The 20308-nt window shown below is 54.8% G+C and carries 16 protein-coding genes and 1 tRNA gene; 11 read left to right on the top strand and 6 right to left on the bottom strand.

Going from position 1 to position 20308, the window contains the following annotated elements; all coding sequences use genetic code 11:
- Positions 1 to 6 precede the first annotated feature (6 nt).
- From RIB44_03855 to cysN, 4 genes are all read left to right on the top strand, one after another.
- A complete protein-coding gene (locus RIB44_03855) occupies positions 7 to 2589 on the top strand; it encodes a DUF2309 domain-containing protein (protein MEQ8615707.1) in 2583 nt (860 codons plus the stop codon).
- A gap of 59 nt (positions 2590 to 2648) precedes the next feature.
- Positions 2649 to 3230, top strand: a complete 582-nt coding sequence (locus tag RIB44_03850) for a carbonic anhydrase (GenBank protein MEQ8615706.1) — start codon at positions 2649 to 2651, stop codon at positions 3228 to 3230.
- A 70-nt stretch (positions 3231 to 3300) separates the two neighbouring features.
- Positions 3301 to 4245, top strand: coding sequence for a sulfate adenylyltransferase subunit CysD (gene cysD, locus RIB44_03845; GenBank protein MEQ8615705.1), 945 nt, complete (start codon positions 3301 to 3303; stop codon positions 4243 to 4245).
- 73 nt (positions 4246 to 4318) lie between these two features.
- Entirely contained in the window at positions 4319 to 6253 is a 1935-nt protein-coding gene (gene cysN, locus RIB44_03840) for a sulfate adenylyltransferase subunit CysN (GenBank protein ID MEQ8615704.1), read from the top strand.
- A 166-nt stretch (positions 6254 to 6419) separates the two neighbouring features.
- Here the strand turns inward: cysN and RIB44_03835 are convergent.
- A tRNA-Arg gene (locus RIB44_03835) sits at positions 6420 to 6492 on the bottom strand.
- A gap of 143 nt (positions 6493 to 6635) precedes the next feature.
- Here RIB44_03835 and RIB44_03830 point away from each other — a divergent pair.
- Together RIB44_03830 and RIB44_03825 are read left to right on the top strand one after the other, a co-directional pair.
- Entirely contained in the window at positions 6636 to 7208 is a 573-nt protein-coding gene (locus RIB44_03830; protein ID MEQ8615703.1) for a sigma-70 family RNA polymerase sigma factor, read from the top strand.
- Positions 7209 to 7362: 154 nt separating this feature from the next.
- Entirely contained in the window at positions 7363 to 9885 is a 2523-nt protein-coding gene (locus tag RIB44_03825; GenBank protein MEQ8615702.1) for a von Willebrand factor type A domain-containing protein, read from the top strand.
- A 131-nt stretch (positions 9886 to 10016) separates the two neighbouring features.
- Here the strand turns inward: RIB44_03825 and RIB44_03820 are convergent, their stop codons facing one another.
- The 3 genes from RIB44_03820 to RIB44_03810 form a co-directional block, all read right to left on the bottom strand.
- Positions 10017 to 11429 (bottom strand): NAD(P)/FAD-dependent oxidoreductase, encoded by a 1413-nt coding sequence (locus RIB44_03820; protein ID MEQ8615701.1) that lies wholly within the window; start codon positions 11427 to 11429, stop codon positions 10017 to 10019.
- Positions 11430 to 11502: 73 nt separating this feature from the next.
- Positions 11503 to 11763 (bottom strand): acyl carrier protein, encoded by a 261-nt coding sequence (locus RIB44_03815; protein ID MEQ8615700.1) that lies wholly within the window; start codon positions 11761 to 11763, stop codon positions 11503 to 11505.
- A 62-nt stretch (positions 11764 to 11825) separates the two neighbouring features.
- Positions 11826 to 13070, bottom strand: coding sequence for a beta-ketoacyl-[acyl-carrier-protein] synthase family protein (locus RIB44_03810; protein MEQ8615699.1), 1245 nt, complete (start codon positions 13068 to 13070; stop codon positions 11826 to 11828).
- Positions 13071 to 13344: 274 nt separating this feature from the next.
- Here RIB44_03810 and xylB point away from each other — a divergent pair, with 274 nt between their 5' ends.
- A complete protein-coding gene (xylB, locus tag RIB44_03805; protein ID MEQ8615698.1) occupies positions 13345 to 14859 on the top strand; it encodes a xylulokinase in 1515 nt (504 codons plus the stop codon).
- Positions 14860 to 14878: 19 nt separating this feature from the next.
- Here xylB and RIB44_03800 read toward each other — a convergent pair whose 3' ends face one another.
- Positions 14879 to 15700 (bottom strand): tellurium resistance protein TerC, encoded by an 822-nt coding sequence (locus RIB44_03800; GenBank protein MEQ8615697.1) that lies wholly within the window; start codon positions 15698 to 15700, stop codon positions 14879 to 14881.
- Between the two features lie 97 nt (positions 15701 to 15797).
- On the opposite strand from RIB44_03800, the gene RIB44_03795 reads away from it, so the two are divergent.
- The 3 genes from RIB44_03795 to RIB44_03785 all read left to right on the top strand — a co-directional run bounded on the left by RIB44_03795 (position 15798) and on the right by RIB44_03785 (position 18757).
- Positions 15798 to 17432 carry a DUF6798 domain-containing protein gene (locus RIB44_03795; GenBank protein ID MEQ8615696.1) on the top strand — a complete coding sequence of 545 codons (1635 nt, stop codon included), beginning with the start codon at positions 15798 to 15800 and terminating at the stop codon, positions 17430 to 17432.
- A gap of 92 nt (positions 17433 to 17524) precedes the next feature.
- On the top strand, positions 17525 to 18196 hold the full coding sequence (locus RIB44_03790; protein MEQ8615695.1) for an HAD family phosphatase: 672 nt from the start codon (positions 17525 to 17527) through the stop codon (positions 18194 to 18196).
- A 102-nt stretch (positions 18197 to 18298) separates the two neighbouring features.
- A complete protein-coding gene (locus RIB44_03785; GenBank protein ID MEQ8615694.1) occupies positions 18299 to 18757 on the top strand; it encodes a hypothetical protein in 459 nt (152 codons plus the stop codon).
- Here RIB44_03785 and RIB44_03780 read toward each other — a convergent pair.
- Complete coding sequence (locus tag RIB44_03780; GenBank protein ID MEQ8615693.1) at positions 18743 to 19807, bottom strand: hypothetical protein; 1065 nt, start codon at positions 19805 to 19807, stop codon at positions 18743 to 18745. The genes RIB44_03785 and RIB44_03780 overlap by 15 nt on opposite strands.
- A 96-nt stretch (positions 19808 to 19903) precedes the next feature.
- Here RIB44_03780 and RIB44_03775 point away from each other — a divergent pair, with 96 nt between their 5' ends.
- Positions 19904 to 20257 carry an acylphosphatase gene (locus RIB44_03775; protein MEQ8615692.1) on the top strand — a complete coding sequence of 118 codons (354 nt, stop codon included), beginning with the start codon at positions 19904 to 19906 and terminating at the stop codon, positions 20255 to 20257.
- Positions 20258 to 20308: the final 51 nt, after the last annotated feature.

Genomic DNA, 20308 nt, shown 5'->3' with positions numbered 1-20308 from the left:
ATGAAAATGTCAGCAGTCGAATCTCTACCGCAAGCCAAGAACTCCTCAGTCGCTGAGACAACGCCGCGACAAGTGTCGTTTTTCGAAACGACCGAAATGATCTCTCAGCTAGAGGAATTGCTCAGCCGCGTCGAGGAGATTATCGCTCCGGTCTGGCCACTGCAAGACTACGTTGCGATTAATCCTTATGGCGGCTTGGCAGACCGACAATTCGCAGAAGCTCGAAACTACCTACAGAGCTTCTCGAAGTGTGAAACCCTGATGCCGCTAGCGTACTATTCGAAGCTCTTCCAACAAGGGAAGATCAAGGCCATTCACATTGAAGAGGCTATTAAGGAACTCCACAACTCGGGCTCAGATCACAAAGTCACGGTCGAGGATTTGATCAGCAAGCTGCTCGATGCAGGAGTTGCCGCAGAGGAAGTCGAATCGACCACAGCACCATCGACAATAGCGGAATATGTCTCACTCCGCTCGGAGTTGGACTGGAACGAGGTTATCACCAACGAGATTTCCAAACACTGTTCTGCCCACTACGACCAAGGGCAGTCCACCTGGCAGAGCCCCTGGAAGGAGATGTCGCTCTTTTTGGCATGGCGATCTGCAGCGGAGCATGACCGCAACGTCGAAGTTCTTGGGCTTAAGGATTTCCGCACGTTTGTCGAGTCAATCCCCCATACCCCTGATGCGGCGATTGTGCACTGCTTAGAGAAGATGCGAGTGCCCGAGCATCTTTGGGAAGGTGTGCTGCTCAGGATGGCCTATTCCATTCCCGGCTGGTGTGCGTGGGCGAAGTATCAAGATCAGTCGCAGTCGAATCAAACTTCAGGCGACCTGCACGGTGTCCTAGCCATTCGTTTAGCATTCGAGGCAGCCCTCGGTGAAGCGTTCTCGCTTCAATTCGATTGGCAAACCAACGTCGACCGCGAACCAGCCGAAAGACAGCTCACTGACGAGCGACTCGTACTTCTGAGGGCCAGCGAGCTGGCCTTCCGAGGCAAGCTTGTTGATGGCCTGCTCGATGGGGGAATCGAAAGTAAGCGTGTCAAGCAAAGTAGAAAGCTGGCTCAATTGGTGTTCTGCATAGATGTTCGGTCCGAGCGCATTAGGCGTCATCTTGAAGCACAGTCGGCCGCTATCGAAACGTTCGGCTTCGCTGGCTTCTTTGCGATGCCTATCGAATTCGTCCCGCTCGGAGCCGAATCAGGCAGTGCCAACGTGCCCGTGTTGCTTCAGCCGCAGTTCCGACTTCGAGAGGGGCTCGATTCGGTTGACCCGGCGCTCGAGGCCGAGGTGATCGCGAAGCGTCAGGAGATCCGATCCTTTAGGAAACTTTGGAAGTCGTTCCAGTCATCGGCCGTTAGTTGTTTCTCGTTTGTAGAAACTGCCGGATTGCTCTTTGCCGGCAAGCTCTTCAAGGGAGCACTTGGTTGGAAGCAATCGCGATCGGACGCAAAGTTCGACGGCATAGACTCCGACCAGCAATACCACCTTGCACCGACTTTACGCGACTTGAACCACCAGGGCATCACCACCAGTAAGCAAGTCGATCTGGCTCACGGCATGCTGAAGAATCTTGGACTGGAGAAAAACTTCGCTAGGCTCGTCGCTTTCTGTGGTCACGCCTGTCAAACCGAGAACAACCCGCTTGCCGCGGGCTTGGATTGCGGTGCTTGTGGCGGTCATTCTGGCGAGCCTAACGCCCGGATGGCAGCACTGTTGCTCAACCAGCCGTACATTCGTCAGGAGTTGGCGAAGCGGGGCGTTGAGATCCCAAGTGATACTTGGTTCTTGGGCGGTCTTCACAACACGACGACCGACGCAATTTCCTATTTTGATCTCGATCAACTCCCCGAAACGCATCAGATCGACTACGAAGAGCTCGTCCGATATTCCGAAGCAGCTACGCATGCGACGCGGATTGAACGTCTTCCAATCGTGGACAGCCAGTCGCTGGCAGGATTGGCCAAGCGAGCAACGGACTGGTCGGAAGTGCGACCGGAGTGGGGCTTGGCAGGGAACGCGGCATTTATCATTGCCCCGCGATCTCATACAAAAAACCTTGATCTTGATGGTCGCTCATTCCTTCACAGTTACGACCATCAGGACGACCCCAACGGTGAAGTCTTAGAGAACATCATGACGGCTCCGATGATCGTTGCACATCTGATCAATATGCAGTACTACGCATCGACCGTAGACCAGAAGCACTTTGGGAGCGGAACCAAGACGATCCACAACGTCGTCGGGAAGTTCGGAATCCTCTCCGGCAACAGTGGCGATTTGATGACGGGACTGCCATGGCAGTCGCTTCATTCTGGCGAGAACTATCAGCATGAGCCAATGCGATTGCAAGCAGTCATTGCTGCTCCGCTAGAGTCGATTGACCGTATCATCAACAAGCAAAGTTCGCTGGCTGCTTTGCTTGAGAATCAGTGGCTCCACCTGATTGCCATTGATGACGAAGGCATCCACCGGTACCTGCCATCTGGAGATTGGCAGCTGCTCAAGGAGGGGACGCGCTCGCTTGAAGGAGACTCCTCTCGGAATGCCGGGAAGCAAACCTCAGAAGAGTTGGCCTTGAATTAGTCACTTACGAACGCATTCGGTAATTTATCGCACCCAATCAAAATTAGGAGACATGTGAAATGGTCGCAGCAGCTTTAGTGGCAAAGGGAAGCACTTTCAGCCTAGAGCAAGTCCGGGATGCTTTCGAGCAAAGTGTTCGTGCCCCAGAAGTATTGATCATTGCTCATTCGGATGAAGTTGCCGTCAACGCAATTGTGAGTGTGTTTGAAGGCCTTCCCGCTGTCGTCGTTAAGGTTCCTCAGAGCGAGTGGGGCCTCGACTCGGATAGTTATCGACGTGTCCTCGAATTCGCAGTTCTTGAGAAAGGGGTCTCGCGCCTCGTTCTCGTTGGGCACTCTCAGGGCTATACCGAGGATCGCGTCCAATCTTGGCAGGTTGAACAAGGCGACTCTTCTCGAGTAATTAATGCGTCCAGAGAATCTGGAAGCCCTGTACTCGAAGGGGCAAAACGCGCTCAGAAGACGCTGCAGGAATCGAAGCAGCACTTCGTTAACCAGATTGACGGACTTTACCGCCACGAACAGATCGGCAAAGCACTGGAAGAGAAAACGTTAGAACTCTACGGCTTCTTCTACCTGGCACAAAGCGGGGCTTTCATGGCTTACGACTCTGACTCAAGCACCTTGCGACCTCTTGCATGACACCCACAAGAGTCAAGCCTCCCAGTAGCCGCCCACCCACTCTAGGTTCCTACCTCTTTGCTGTTCGATTATGACTAACCTAAGCACCATTGAAGAAGCACCGAAAAACTCTGCGAGCAAGTCAGCTCATCTGAAGAAACTGGAAGCGGAGAGCATCTACATTCTTCGCGAAGTCGTCGCAGAATTCGACAACCCGGTTCTGCTCTATTCCATCGGGAAAGACTCTTCGGTGATCTTGCATCTCGCCCGTAAGGCGTTCTACCCAAGCAAACCACCGTTTCCGTTGCTGCACATCGATTCGACTTGGGAATTCCAAGAAATGATCGACTTCCGAGAGCAGTACGCTCGACAGCAACTGGGTTTAAACGTCATCGCCTATGTGAATGATGAGGGGGTGCGGGAAGGGATCAATCCTTTCGACCACGGAAAAGCGTATACAGACATCATGCGAACTCAGCCGCTCAAGCAGGCGTTGACCGAGTACCAATTCGACGCGGCAATAGGCGGCGGACGCCGTGACGAAGAGCGTTCGCGTGCCAAGGAAAGAGTCTTTTCTTTTCGAGACCGCAATCATCGCTGGGACCCTCGCAATCAAAGGCCGGAGCTTTGGCATCTTTTCAATACCTGGAAGCATCCGGGGGAAAGCCTTCGTGTATTTCCGCTTTCCAACTGGACCGAGCTGGATGTCTGGCAATACATCATGCAGGAAGAGATCCCTATCGTCCCACTCTACCTTGCGAAAGAAAGGCCGGTAGTCCAAAGGGGCGACGATCTCATTGTCGTTGATGATCAGAGGATGCGTCTCGAAGATGGGGAAACCCCAGAGATGAGGAAAGTGAGATTTCGAACGCTAGGCTGTTATCCTGTCACAGGCGCTGTGGATTCTGACGCCGAAACGATCGAAGACATCGTCGGCGAAATGCTTACGACACGCGTCTCCGAGCGACAGGGTCGTGCTGTCGACCGAGAAGAAGCGGCAGCGATGGAGAAGAAAAAGCGCGATGGCTACTTTTGAGTCATGAAATAACATCTCGCGTTCTTTCCATCATTTATCCCCCTAAGAAAAGTTGAATTGGTCACTGAACACCATGCTTGCCACCAACGAATCTCCGCGTAGCATCGAATCTCTGATCTCCAGCCATAACGCGAAAGATCTACTGAAATTTATCACTTGCGGAAATGTTGACGACGGAAAAAGTACACTCATCGGTCGATTGCTACTCGACGCGGGTGCAATCTACGACGATCAGATCGAAGCACTAAAGAGCGAATCGACGAAGCACGGCACAACCGGCGCAGAGATCGACACCGCGTTGCTGCTCGATGGCCTTGAAGATGAGCGACAACAAGGCATCACCATTGACGTCGCCTATCGCTATTTTTCAACCGAGTACCGCAAGTTCATCATCGCCGATACACCAGGGCATGAGCAGTTTACGCGAAACATGGCAACCGGAGCCTCGACGGCTGATCTGGCGGTTATTCTCGTCGACGCGACAAAAGGGATTACCACGCAAACAAAACGACACGCTTTTATCGTTTCGCTGCTCGGCATCAAGCAGGTCGTGTTGGCCGTCAATAAGATGGATCTGCTTGATTTTGATCAGATCACTTTTGAGCGTATTCGCGATGAGTTCAAGCAGTTTACCGAAGAATTGCCAGCGATCGAAACCGTTGCGATCCCTCTCTCCGCGTTAAAGGGCTCCAACGTCGTCCAGCCCAGTGAGCAGACGCCGTGGTATTCGGGCCTGACGTTACTCGGCCACCTCAATTCGGTCACGATCGATAGCAGTGCTGAGAAGTCGGAACTACGTTTCCCAGTCCAATGGGTGAATCGCCCCAGCGCAGACTTTCGTGGGTTTAGCGGAACGATCGCCTCAGGGACAGTGCGAGTCGGTGACGAGGTCATGGTGCTTCCCTCAAAAAAACGATCACGAGTGAAAAGTATCGTGACCATGGACGGAGATCTAACCGAGGCTGTCGCCTCTGATTCGATCACCGTAACTTTGGAAGACGAGATCGACATCACCCGCGGTGACATGCTAGTCCCACCAGACGCGTCGGTGAACTCGAGTCAGCACATCACTGCGAAGCTTGTGTGGATGTCCTCCCAAGCCTTGGTCCCAGGGAAGTCGTACTGGCTGAAGCACGCCTCGCAAAGGAATTCCTGCGAAGTGCAGTCGATTCATTACGAGATAAACGTCAATACGCTGCAGCGAAAATCCGCCAGCTCGCTTGCACTTAACGAGATTGGTCTCTGCGAACTCAAACTACATCATGCAATCTTTCACGACTCGTATCGTTCAAATCGAGAAACGGGTTCTTTTATCCTCGTCGATCGAGTTACTCACGAAACCGTCGCCGCGGGCATGATTGAAGAGATCTCTGGCAAGCTTGAGACTGCCGGCCACTGGGGCGAGCAGTCTTCGACGATTGCTCCGCGCCTGGCTCGAGGCCTCGTCTCCGCAGAGTCAAGACAAGAGAAGTACGGGCACAAGCCGTTCACCGTGCTGATTACCGGTTTTAGCGGTTCAGGCAAGACGAGCGTGGCCATGGAGCTCGAACGTCGATTGTTCGAGGATGGTCGTCACTGTCTCGTCCTCGACGGCCAGACCTTAAGGCTCGGCATCAGTCGCGACCTAGGTTTCTCTGCCGAAGAGCGTTCTGAGAACCTTCGTCGAGCGGCCGAAATAGCAAAGCTGACGAACGATTCCGGGCAGATCTGCATTGCCGCTTTCGTAGCACCCAGCGACTGGGTACGGCAGAAGGCGCGTGATCTGGTTGGAGCTGATCGTTTTCTGCACGTTCACCTAGCAACTTCGGTTGAAGTCTGTCGTGAGCGCGACATCACGGGACAGTACCAAGCCGCGGACGACGGGCGCATTGCAAGTTTCCCAGGCGTGACCTTCGACTACGAGCAGCCTCAGGATGCCGATCTTGTCGTCGACACGGAAGACCTTTCAGTTGCTGAAATTGCGACGCAAGTTCTCGCGCTGTTTCTGCAGCGATCTTGGCTGAGCTGAGTCCACTTGAAGGTATGCAAGCGAGGACTTGGGAGTTCGTTCGAAACAAGCAGTGCAAGCAAAGAAGGATGCTCTGGCACCAAAAACGTTTCACTTGCTTCCTACTGTTCGCCTCCGTGGCTAACGAAGGCTAGCAGCTTCTGGATTGGAACTGGTGTTCAATCAGTACCCCCGACAGGATTCGAACCTGTGACACACGGTTTAGGAAACCGATGCTCTATCCCCTGAGCTACGGGGGCTCACGTGTCATGATTCTAACAAGGGCCAATGGAGGTGGCTACGCAGCCGCCGTTAGACCGCCAATCTGGTAGAATCTTCGGAAATTTGGTCGATTCGCGCTTTTTCTGGAACCCTTTCGCTCAGTTCTTGCACTAAAGGTGTTATGAACGCCTTGCTCGAAAAGTCGGTCGCGAAACTGGCGCTGTCGGAAGCAACCCTGCCTACTGAGGTCGAATTGGAACGGATCCGCTTTGAAGCCTTCGTTCGCGAGCATCAGGCAAACATCTGGCGCTATCTGCGTTACCTAGGCGCGGATAGCAACGATGCTGAAGACCTCGTGCAGGAGACGTTCCTAGCATTCCGGCGGGCAGACTACGAGGAGCGCAGCCCGCAAGAGACTGCCGGTTACCTCCGCAAGGTCGCCCGCAACCAACTCCTGATGTGGCGGCGCGCAAGCGGCACGAAGATCAACACGGTCGATCTGGCTAACGCGGAACAAGCCTGGGCGGAGATGACCGAACCGAACGGCTACGAGGGTTTGCTCGCCTTGCTCAAGGACTGTTTGCAATCGGTCGAAGGCCGCGCTCGCGAAGCGATCAACAAGTTTTACGAGGAAGGGCAAAGCCGCGAAGCGGTCGCCGAGTCTCTCGGCATGAAGTCCAACGGGGTAAAAACGTTGTTGCGGCGCACACGCGACGCATTGCGAGCGTGCATCGAACGCAAGCAGCGAGAATGACACTCACGAAACTCCCAACCGAGCCGCGAGGCGTCAGCCCGCGAGTGGAAGCGGGTACAGGGACAACCCGCAGGCTTACGCTTCGCGGCTCAGAAGTTTTTTTCGAGTAGAAGCGATTAACTCTAGAAGCCCCACTCAACCACGAGTGATAACCATGAACGATCAACCCCACACCGACCACCACGACAAGCTTATTGATCGTGCTTTGCGTGAGGCCGTTGGCGACGAAACGCCACCGGATTTGACGGAGCGGATATTGACTGCGGCAAGTTCCTCGGTTCAAGTTTCCCCAGCTACGTCCGAGTCAAGAAAACGTCGTTGGTTCGCTTATGCCGTGGCTGCAAGCTTAGTTTTTGTTGCCTTGGGATTCATTTTGCCCAGCATGGAGCCAGCTTCAGAAACTGCTCGCTCAGCAAAAACCTTGCCTTCAAATGAATTGAGCCAGCCACATCAACCCAGCCCCTCTGGGAAGAGTTCCAGCGGCCCGCCCGTGGATGCTAAGCAAGCACGCATTATGGAGATCGAGGCTGAATTGGTGAATATCCAATCGGCTCTAGAGGCTCGAGTACGTGACATTGGCTCCGCACCCAAAGGTCTGACACCTGAGGAGACAAAAATCTGGACTGAGAGACCGAAGGATGCGATTCAGAAGCAAATGGTTCAACAAGTAATGAAAACAAAGGAACTGCAACGCGAGTTGAATGCTTTGCGAGGAATTGATGCTTTGGAAGCTCCAGTGAGACAATTTGCTAATCTTGCTGAAGCGAGTGAAAGTAAGCTACAAGCATCCGCCCAAACGAGCCCTGGCGGTCAGGTCCCAGAGGCAAAAATGGGCCTCCAGGGCCTAATCAACGATGCCTACGCTGCTACGCCACAAGAACGAGCAACACTAGCTATTGCGCCAACCAGTAGAGAAAAAACCGGACAGTACAGCGTGGAATCGGGCACGCTTCCGGGACGTGACAACTCCTCTATTGCGTACCCAGACTCCGACTTTTGGGAAGACTTAACCAGTCGCCGCGAGAAGAATACCCAAGCCGAAGTAATACGAGAAACACAAAATGAGATTCTTGAATTAGAGGGGCAATTTCGTGCGAGAGGTGGCATCGGACGCAATATGCAGGCACCTGAATTGGTGAGTGTGCAGAAGAAATTACTGGAGAAACGGAGATACCTGAACCATCTTTATGAACAGCTACCTCCCCAACATTCAAACGATCGCTACACCCGCATCTACGAAAACCCGTTCGTCAAAGCCAAAGGCCAAGACGCTCTCAGCACCTTCTCAATCGATGTCGACACCGCCAGCTACGCCAACGTGCGGCAGTTCCTCAACAGCGGGCGACTTCCACCGCCTGACGCGGTGCGACTGGAAGAGTTGCTCAACTATTTTAACTACGACTATACGCCGCCAACCGATGACACACCGTTTGCCGCGCACGTTGAAGTCGCCGGGTGTCCTTGGGAGCCGAAACACCGGCTTGCGCGGATCGCTATCAAGGGGCGCGAGGTTGAGCAAGAGAAACGCCCGCAGTCGAACCTCGTCTTCTTGATCGACGTGTCTGGATCAATGAACCAGCCCAATAAGCTCCCGCTGTTGGTCTCGGGAATGAAACTGCTTACCCGCCAGCTGGGTGAGAATGATCGCGTAGCGATTGTCGTCTACGCAAGCAGCGAAGGGCTGGCTCTTCCTAGCACGCGAGGTGACCAGCAGAAGACGATTCTCGCGGCTCTGGAGAAACTCCGCGCTGGCGGTTCGACCGCTGGCGGTGCGGGGATCCAACTCGCTTACCAAGTTGCTCAAGAGAACTTCATCAAGGGCGGCATCAACCGCGTGATCCTCGCCACTGATGGAGACTTTAACGTCGGCACCACGAATACTGCCGACCTGGAGCGGCTTGCTGAAAGCAAAGCGAAAGACACCGGCGTGTTTCTTACCGTCCTCGGCTTCGGCCGCGGCAACCTGAACGACGCGATGATGGAAGCAATTTCCGGCAAGGGAAATGGCAACTATCACTATGTCGACAACGAGCGCGAAGCCCGCAAGGTGCTCGTCGAGGAAATGAACGGCACGCTGGTGACCATTGCCAAGGACGTGAAAATACAGGTCGAATTCAACCCCGCGAAGGTCGCTGGGTACCGTTTGCTCGGCTACGAAAACCGGATGCTGGAAGCGAAGGATTTCAATGACGACAAGAAGGACGCCGGCGAGATCGGTGCCGGGCATACGGTGACGGCGTTGTACGAGATTGTTCCGGCTGGGGTGGAGATGGACGCCCCGCCCCCAGAAGTTGACGATCTCAAGTACCAGAAACAAAAGAATGGTCCGAAGAATCAAGCCGAGAAGTTAGGTCAAAAGTCAGCGAACCTTGTTGAGAGTGATGATCTGTTGACCTTGAAGCTTCGCTACAAACAGCCCGATGGAGAGAAGAGTACCAAGCTGGAGTTTCCGATTGCTGACGGTGGCGGCTCTTTTTCGGCAGCAACCGACGATTTCAAATTCGCTTCAGCGGTGGCAAGCTTTGGGATGTTGCTGCGGGACTCAGAGCATCGTGGCGACACGAGTTACGCTGCGGTGCTGGAGATCGCCGAGAGTGCCCTCGGCAAGGACAAGCAGGGTTACCGAGCCGAGTTCTTGGAGTTGGTGCAGCGGGCGAAGGAGTTGGCAGGGGAGTAACTATCCTGTCATTTCGACCGAGCGACAGCGACCGAGAAATCTAGCCCAGTCTCTCATCGACATGAATTACCGAGCCTAACTTCAAGCTGGATTCCTCGGTCGGTGAGCCTCCCGTCGGAATGAAACGTGTGCTAGTCCCGCAAGCAATGCATGTTGGCCATGCTAATGCCGCTGACGATGCTGCCGATGATTCCGACAAACCCCTGGTCGGTGCCGCAGATGAACAAGTTCTTTAGATGCGTTGTTCCATCCGCCTGCTTGTCGGGTGCCCCATAAACGGCACCGTTGTCGTGGCCGGTGAAGCGGACGATGGTCGTCGGCGTAAACATATCCGTGTCGACGACGCGGTTGCGATAGTCGGGAATGAACCGTACGGCCGAGTCGGTAATCCGATCGTACCAGCGGAGCTTTTCGAGTTGGTACTCTTGTTCGTCGAGTCCGTTCCAATAGTCGAAGTTGGCGAGTGCCGTAATCCGCATCGTGCCACCGCCATCGGGACCGTCCAATGGCTCGCCATAGTCAAAGTTATTCGGAGAACAGATGACCCCGCTGCGCAAGTCACATGGCTCCTCAGGTGGAGTCCAGGCGAATTGTTCGTTGTCGTTGTAGAACGTGATCGTTCTATCATGACCGAGCGTCTGCGGCTCAACATCAATCGCGGCAATCGTTTCGCAGAAACTAAGACGCCCGGGGGCACGGCTTGTCACGGGGATGCCATCATCGCAGAGCCGCATCGTCTCGCACCAACCGGCAGACGAAAGAATCCGCCGCCCGGTGATTTCCTCCCCGCTGTCCAGGACGACCGTTTGCACCTCGCCGTCGGTAACCTTCATTTGCTTCACGCCAGATCGCAACTTCAACTCACCACCTAAGCCGCGAAACTTGCGAACCAAATGCTTAAGAATCAACCGCACCCCTGCCTGCGGTCTGCCAAGCCCTTCCATAAAAATGCTGCGAAACATAATCGAAAACTGCCCCCAGTCCATATCATGCTCGCGGGCTGAGCCGTAGAACATGAGCGGACAGAAGAGCATTTCGATAAGCAGCGGTTCATCAAGCAGCTCGTTGAGCCGCTCGCGTGCGCTGGTCGCCGCGTGGGTTTCATCAAGGTCGTCATAGTCGACGATCTCAGCGATCATGCGTTCAAAATGATCGACGCGTTGAGGAAACTCGCGGGCTATTTCACTGCGTAACAGATCGAGATCGTTCGAGAACTTTAGTCTGTTCCCTGGGAACACAACCTCCGAGCCAATCTGCGGTGAGATTTCCAGATCGTCCCAAGACATTCGCAGTTGCCGGAGCAGCCGCGCGAGCGGACCTTTACGCGTTCCCTTGGGCGTGATGTTCGTTAGCGCATGGAGGCCAACATCATAGTCACGACCGCGCAGACGGTAGAAAGAGTTGAGACCGCCAATGGTGTAGTGGCGTTCAAGAATACAGACCCGTTGGTCGTAATGGGCCAGCCGAATGCCCGCCGCCAGCCCGCTCATCCCCGCGCCGATGATGATGGTGTCGTACATGGCGAGAGCATGGATGGGTGGCATGGGCAACTTGCTGCCCGTGATGTAAGTCTGAAGGAACCAAGGGCAACAAGTTGCCCATGCCACCCTGTTGGAATCACACCTTCTGAATATCCGCCATCAGTGGCTCAAGGTACTCAACCGTCGAGTTCATGCTCGCCAGGTTGACGTAATCATCCTCGGGGATTTGCACGCGATGACGCTTGCGAAGCTCCATCACGATATCGAGGAAGTCCATGCTGTCGAGCTCCATCTGCTCGCGGAAACTTTCATCGTCTTTCAGGCTCGAAAGATCCTCGTCCGGGGCAATGTCGGCGAGAATGTCGAGGACTTCTTCTCTAATTTCACTGCGGTCCATATCCGCGGGTTCTCCAATCGATAGTCGCTTGCGACATAGCCACCCGGCTAAGCCGCAAGCGGTCAGATTTTTCTAATGATGGCAACTGAGTTGATGCCCAGCATACCAAATGAATTGTTCAAGATGTACTCGACTCCGTTTAATTGTTGTGGCTCATTCAGCACGAGTCCATCAAGCTGGCACTGCTCGTCGAGGTTTTCCACGTTGATCGTTGCATGACAAACGCGGTCGTTGAACGAGGGCAAGTTGCCAGCCAATTCCAGCGAGCCCGCTGCCCCCATCGCGTGGCCGATGAAGCTCTTTGTATTGTTAATTCGTGTGTTCTTTGAGGTGCCAAAAACCTGTCGCAATGCGGCGCACTCTTGGATGTCACCACTGGTGGTCGCCGTGGCGTGGGTGCTGACGATGTCGATGTCTTCCGCGTTCAAACCCGCGCGCTTCAATGCAAGGTTGATGCACTCGGATTGCTGCTTGGGATTCGGCATGACGAAATCGCTGGCGTCGCTGTTCATTGCGTGACCGACGAGTTCGCCGTAGATCTTCGCCCCTCGCTTTGCAGCATCGCTGTAACGCTCAAGCGTGTAGAGACAGCCCCCCTCGGAAACGACGATTCCATTGCGATCGACATCGAAGGGACGTGAAGCTTGCGTGGGGTCTTCGTTCTCTGCCAGAGCGCCTTGGCTGGCAAAGCCTGCAAAAATGCCGAACGTACGAATACTTTCCGAAACACCGCCGGCAATCGCGAAGTCGCACTCGTCGAGCAGCAACATCTGGGCACCCTGGATCAGCCCTGCGTTCCCCGCCGCACAGGCCGCGCCAATCGTATAGTGGGGGCCGGTGATGCCCATGTTCAGAGTGATTTCACCAGCCGGGTTGTTGGCGACGGTACGCGGGTTGTGATGGTGCGACCAAACCTTCGTGTCGTAGTCGAAGGCTTTGATCTCGTTGATCTCGTTTTCCGTCTCAACGTTGCCGTGTTCAGTCACACCGACATAGACGCCGACTCGGCTGCGGTCGATGCTGTCCCACTCGATGCCTGAATCCGCAATCGCTTCGTTCGCACAGTAAATGCCAACGCTTCCGGCCCGCGTGCCACGGCGGACTTCGCGGCGTTTCTGATAGCGAAGCTCGTCGTAGTCGCACTGCCCTGCTAGGGTATCGCCCACGTAGCGGATGTTGTACTTATCGACGCCGCTGCGACCCGCCAGCAACGCCTCACGGTACTCGCCCAGAGAATTCCCGTTAGGGCTCGTCAGGCCGATGCCAGTGATGACAATTCGGTGATCGTCTTGAAGACTGCGAATCATGGAGGCGGCAAGGCCAAAAAACAAATGGTGGATGCGACGGTCTTGAGGATGCCCGAGGGCCAACAGCAATAGACTGCGAAAAACAGCTCAGGCGAACGCTTTACAGTAGTGTTCGAGGCCCTTTTTGGCAACCGGCGAGGCGGGCGAATCGCCCAATCCGTGCGTCCTGGCAACGCCAAGAGCTTCGGCTATACTCATGCGACACTTGCGAGCAACGGCGACCCGCATCTGCAAGTCCTTTCGTCGGAAAGTATTACCAAATGGACATCTCCTCATGAGCAACCTCATCGGCATCGACGTGGGCACCTCGGGCACGAAGGCCCTGGCTATTTCCCCCAGCGGCAAGATCCTGGCCGAAGCTAGTGCGGCCTATCCGTGCGACCATCCGAAGCCCCTCTGGAGCGAGCAAGACCCTGAGCATTGGTGGAAGGCCACGCAAAAGGTCGTGAAATCCGTGGTGAAACAAGCGAAGCTTAAACCGGCGGACGTGGCGGCGATTGGGCTCTCGGGTCAAATGCACGGCTCCGTGTTCTTGGACAAGAACCACCAAGTGATCCGCCCTGCCCTGCTCTGGAACGATCAACGCACCGCCGCTGAATGCGACGAAATTGAGCAACGCGCTGGCGGACGGAAGAAGCTCATCAAAATGGTCGCCAACCCGGCGCTCACGGGGTTCACAGCTCCGAAGATTCTCTGGCTACGCAATAATGAGCCCAAGAACTTCGCGAAGACTGTCAAAGTGCTGCTCCCGAAGGATGACATCCGCCGCCGTCTGACAGGTGAGTTCGCCACCGAAGTGAGCGACGCCAGCGGCACTCTACTGCTGGATGTCGTGAAAAGGCGTTGGTCGAAGACGCTGATGACCAAGCTCGATCTCGATATGGACCTCCTGCCAACATGCGTCGAGTCGGAAGAGGTGACCGGCACACTCACCAAAGACGCCGCCAAGAAGTTGGGCCTCACGACAGCGTGCAAAGTCGTCGGCGGCGCAGGAGATTGCGCTGCAGGAGCAGTTGGCAACGGTATCGTAAAGAAGGGCTTACTCAGCACGTCGATTGGCACCAGTGGTGTGATGTTTGTCCACAGCGACGAGCCCCAATACGACCCGGCTGGCCGTCTCCATACCTTCTGTCATGCTGTTCGTGGTAAGTGGCACATGATGGGCGTTACCTTAACCGCAGGCGGTGCGCTCAGTTGGTTCCAAGAGGCTCTTTGCAGAGGGTTGGGGAAAAATGGTAAGGCCGTTTCCTTCGATCAACTCGTCGACGAAGCGAAGGCAACCCCTGAAGGAGCCGAAGGACTACAGTTTTTGCCTTACCTTGCCGGAGAACGCACCCCACACCTCGACGCCAATGCCCGTGGTGCACTAGTTGGATTGACACTCGCTCACGGACGAGGCCACATCGTGCGTTCGATTCTTGAAGGTGTTACCTTCGCGTTACGAGACAGCCTGGCAATCATGCAAGATTTAGATGTCCCAGTGAAGGAAATCCGTGGCTCAGGTGGCGGCAGCAAAAACCCTTTTTGGCGGCAAATGCAGGCCGATGTTTTCGGCAAACCAGTCAGCACGATGACCGCCGACGAAGGTCCCGCCTATGGGGTCGCTTTGCTCGCTGCCGTTGGCGCGGGGGAATACAAATCGATTGAAGAAGCCTGCAAAGCGACCATCGAAACGGCAGAGAAAACGAAACCAAGCACTAAGGCACGCAAGCAATACGATCAGCTATTCCCCGAGTTCCAAAGCCTGTATGGGGATCTCAGAGATCGGTTCTCGCGTGTAGCAAACTGAATCAAACGCTGGTTCTACGTCACAAGGCCGTCTCAGTGACGCTCTCCAACTCTCGTTTTCGCTGAGCGAGTAGTTTCTTCTGGTATCGCCCCTGCACGATGTCCACAATCACCAAAACGAAGATCACAAAGTAGAAAGTACTCTTCGTCATTGCGTGGACCTCGTACCCAAACAACTTTAGGGCCGCCTTTTCTCCCCCTTCGGAGATCAACATGATGCCCACAATAAACAGGATGAACAGCCCAAGCACTTCATACATCCGATTCTTGCGCAGAAAATCAGAGACATAATCCGCAAGCAGAAGCATCATGACGCCACTGATCACGATGGCTGTTGCCATGACCAGAAAGACCTGCGTCAGTGCCAACGCACTAAGGATTGAGTCGAAAGAGAAAATCAAATTCATTAAAACAATGGTCGTTACAACCGCGGCTGCCGACTTGGGCTGCTCTTCTTCAGCGTGCTCCAAGTGCTCGACTGCAAGCATGTGCATGATCTCGCGTAAGGCGGTGTAGAGCAAAAATACGCCACCCGCAAATTCAACCAGCGCTTGAAGAGTCGCTTTGAATTCAAGAACTCCCTCCAGGGTGACGTCGAACAGGGACTTCTTCACGAGATTGAGGACCATCATGATGACGAACAAGAGCACCAAGCGCAGGCCCACTGCAATCAGAATGCCCCACTTGCGTACATTCGCTTGATGCTCCTTGGGAGCTCGCTTCGATTCGATCGAAATGTAAAGCAGGTTGTCAAATCCCAGAACCGCCTGAAGCAGGATCAGCATGAGGAGCGTGAAAAGGCTCTGGATGGTAAATACGCCTTCAAAGTTCAAGAATTCCATCTTGAGAAGATTCCGTGGTTGCTAGGACAGTTGTGAGCTTCGCGGAGACGTCACCGCAGGGGTAGGTTTGCCCTACTTGTTGGCTTAATGTAGGGGGATGGAGCGAATTGGACAACAAGAACCGAGCCGACCTTTCGAGTTCGTCCTGATTCTTATGGTGTTTTTCATCGCTGGCGGAGCGCCTGCCCCGCACGTGAATGAGACGCAGTACCTCGCCAAGGCGAAACATTACTGGGACGCCAGCTTCTGCCCCAGCGATACCTTCCTTGATACGGCGGACGCTCATCTGGTTTTTTATTGGACCGTCGGCTGGCTGACGAAGTTCTTTTCCTTGGAGGCTACAGCATGGATCGGTCGCGCGCTCTCGTGGGGGTTGCTCGCTTTCGCATGGCAACGGCTCGCACTGGCGGTAGCTCCCGTACGCTGGACAGCGGTGCTTGGTGCCGCTCTCTTTCCGACGCTGATCGCTTGGGGAAACTTCGCCGGTGAGTGGGTGATCGGCGGCGTCGAAGCGAAGTGCTTTGCCTATGGCTTTTTCTTGCTCGGCATGACAGCCATGGTAGAGAATCGCTGGCCCGCGACGTGGATCTGGCTCGGTCTTGCCTCGGCGTTTCACCCTTTGGTTGGCGGCTGGGCCGTGCTGGGAAGTTGGTTCGTTCTGGCCACCATCGACAAGTCGGACAGGCCAAACGCTCGCAGCGCCGCGCTAGGGTTAATCGTAGGCGGTTTGCTTGCCGTTCCGGGGTTGCTTTTCACGCTCACGCTCAACTTTGGCACCTCAAGCGAAGTCCGCGCCGAAGCGGCTGAAATCTATGTCTTTGAGCGATTGCCCCATCATCTCGCGCCGCTGGAACTCAAGCCGAGTGAGCTCGCCAAGAAGGCGATGCGTTTCTCTTGGCTGATGGCTGCAATGCTCGTTGTATGGCTCGCCGGCAGACGACAAAGCGAAAATTGGGATGGCGAGGAGCAGCGACACGATGGATTACGACGGCTAATCATGTTCGCTGTTTTTTCTGTCGGAGCGAGCATCGTCGGCTTGGCGTTCGAGCGTTTGCTTGTCGGCAACCGGGAGTTCGCCGCTCAAGTGCTCCGTTACTATTGGTTCCGACAGGCCGATGTCGCCGTTCCTTTGGCGGTTGCGACAGGTGTTGGATTGCTGACGCTTCAACTTTCACAGGGAAGCCGAAGCTGGCTGTCCGGCCTGTTGGTGTTCGCCGCCATCTGCGGTTCTTGCGCGCATCTAGGCGGAACCGCGCTTGCCCGTTGGAAAACAAAGACACCGCCCGCAATCAAAAAGATGAAAAGCACTGAGGACTGGCGAGACGCTTGCTCTTGGATTCGTGAGAACACACCCGAGCGAGCGATCTTCCTTGTCGATCGCCACGCGCAATCGTTCAAGTGGTACGCTCACCGCGGTGATGTGGCCAACTGGAAGGATATCCCGCAAGATGCAAAAGGAATCGTTGACTGGTTTGATCGCTGCCAAAAACTCTACGCTCCCGATCGACGAGGGCGAACAGTTTCCGTCTTAGCCAAGCAGCGGTCACAAACCCTTATTGACACTGCGACAGAATACGACGCAACTCATCTGCTTACCAGAAAAAAGCCGACGCTACCTTTCACGGTACTTCACGAAAACGAAACCTACGCAGTCTATAAGTTACCGAAAGCTCGCACCAATCAAGACGCCGAAACAACGCAACAGCCGCAGATGAACTCAGATAAACGCTGATAGTCTTGAATGCTTATTCATCGGCGTTAATCAGCGTTCATCTGCGGCTAATCATTCGACATCTCAGGAAAGAAACTAAGGAAATAAACCACGTGCAATCAACTCAAAACATTAAGGCCGTCACATTCGATCTTGATGGCTTGATGTTCAATACCGAAGACATCTACCAGCAAGTGGGCACGACCATCTGCGAGCGTCGCGGGAAGGCTTTCCCCGAAGACTTGCGAAATCAAATGATGGGTCGCAAGTCAACGGACGCATTGCAACTGATGATCGACTACCACAGCTTTGAAGATTCGACGGACGAGCTGGCAGTCGAGTCCGCGGAGGTCTTCGGCTCGTTGCTACCGGGTCGACTCCAACCAATGACCGGGCTATTGGACCTACTTGAAGCTCTCGAACAGGCAAACGTTCCCAAAGGAATCGCGACAAGCAGCGGAAAGGCGTTTGTCGATCACATCATGAGTTTAATGAACATTCGTGAGCGATTTACATTCATTCTCACCGCAGAGAATATCGAACACGGCAAACCGGCTCCTGATGTCTACTTGCTAGCAGCAGAGAAGCACGACGTTCTCCCAGAGGAGATGCTTGTCCTGGAAGATAGCGAAATCGGCTGCCGTGCCGGCGTTGCTGCCAGGGCTTTCACCGTGGCGGTCCCGAGCGAACATAGCAACACGCACTCATTCGAGGGCGTGAATTTCGAAGCAACTTCCTTGCGAGACGCGAGGATCTATCAAGCGTTGCAGCTAGCAGTTGGCTGATTCGGTCAAAAACGCGAGGGGTTTCCGTCAACCGAACAATCCGCAGATGCCGAATAATCGATTAGGACCACTTGTTCCCTGATCGTACAGGACCCTCCCACCGTGAATTGCCGACTCGCCTGCTTGCTCTTGATTCTCGCCGCCAGCGGAGGTTGTCGCGCGTGCAGCAATTGCTACGACTACAGCTCGCCCGTTGCTCCAGGGCCTTATTCCGGTCGTGGTCGTGCTGGGTCCGTGTTTGCCGACGGCACACGGCAAACTCCTCGCAAAACGGAACAGCCAGAGCAACAATTAGCAGTCGCGACTGAACAGCCTCAAGCTGAGCACGCTGAAATCGATTACTCGCTGGCGATCGAACCCGCCAGCTATGAAGTTCCCGCCGGGGAAGCCGTCATCCTCGCTCCCCTCCCTGAAGTGACCGATGAGCAGCCGCAGGCAGAGCTGACCATGGCCGATAAGCCAACGTCAGCAGACAAACCGCTTCCAACCGTTCAGGTCGTGATGCCGCAGATCCCAAACGAGCCCACCGTCACGAACCTGCCACCGTTATTCGTCCAATGAGGATTGAGCGGCGTCCTGTTCGACTTGCTTTGAACGGCGGTTAAAGATCGCCGGGTCGAACTCGTCCCGGATAGGTGAATCCTCAGCTTCATCGATTCGCAGATCACCCTCTTCGACAGTTGCTTCGCTGTCAGCCACCTCGCCAGGCTTTGGTACCTCGAAAACAGCGTAACACCAATCTCGCAGTAGAATCGCTTGGTGTCGGCGTAAGGGCTTCGAACCGCTAGGAAACGCTCTGCTCTCTTCCTGGCCATGCGTCTGCTTTGCAAATGCTAGAAGTTCGCTATCAAGGGTCGATTCTTGATCGATGTAGTTAGCCACTGCAAGAAAGTTCTGGCCGATGAGGTTCGCGTCACCGCTGCCGTTGAGGGCAGCGCGACTGAGCTTAAACGCTCTATCAGAGTTCTCCGCGTGACACTGACAACAATTGCGAATGAGCATCGGCTGGATACTACGAACGAAGTCCTGCCGTACTTTGAGAGAGAATCCTGCTAAGGGTGCTTCCTCTGCCACACGATTCACTGGTGCTACTTGTGGAGGAACTTTCGATGGGGCAGTAGAGGCCTTAGCAACCTCGGTTCTCTTGAGTAGCTCTTTCTCAAGTCGCACCTTTTCCGTTTCGAGCCCGGTCATACTTTGGGCTGCAGAGAGCTGTTCCCTAGCCGCGTCAATCAGATCGTGCTCCAAGCACCAATGCGCCAAAGCGAGATGCCGACGCGGCGTAGCTTGCTGCCCACGCGGTTTGCTTGACTCGTAAGCCTCGCGCAGGGTACGGAAATAGCCAGCAACACGATCTGCGGGAATCTCCAGCTCAGCCCCATTCGCTTGACGCACCTGATACCAATCGCCCGCACGCTTCACGGTCCCTTCGATCACTCCCTCGGTATGAAGCAGCAAAACGGCGTTGTCAGTCGGATTTATCGATTCGACCGGCAAGCTCTCTTTCTCATCGCTCTGCCCTACCAAGCTAATGCTTAGCAGCAGCACGACGGAGCCAAGAAGACTCGCCCAGGGAAGCCGGCGTACATTCGCGAAAATAGTGAAAAACATGGCTGCGGAGTCTACGAGGCTCGCCACCCGTGGACAAGGCGAAATAGGCTGTGCGACTGCCTAGAACGGGCGATTGCCGCTGGATATACTGGCGATATGTCTTCGGACGATGCAGCTAGCAGTGAAGCGGAACCGACAGGTCCTCAATGCGCTGAGTTCCAGAGCACGGATCTCCAATGCACAGAGGTCTTCTATACCGGCAACGTGCAGGGCGTTGGCTTTCGCTACACGGTCAACCAGATCGCGAAACGATTCGCCGTTGTCGGCTACGTTGAGAACCTTGCTGATGGCAGAGTGCACCTGCTTGCCGAAGGGGAACCGAGAGTACTAAAGGACTTTTTAGCAGCAATTGCCGAGCGGATGGCCAGGAACATATTCGACGTGCAGCAGCATACCGCCAGTACGGCAAGCCAGCCCGAGAGACTCACCACGTTTTCAATCCGCCGCTAGAGTTCTGGGACAGTCCAGGCACAAGTTTTCTACCGAACAACACTCGAAGCT

The sequence above is a fragment of the Lacipirellulaceae bacterium genome, from assembly GCA_040218535.1.
Taxonomy (GTDB): domain Bacteria; phylum Planctomycetota; class Planctomycetia; order Pirellulales; family Lacipirellulaceae; genus Adhaeretor.
Note: the sequence above shows the minus strand (reverse complement) of the source record. Positions and strands in the feature narration are given on the sequence as shown.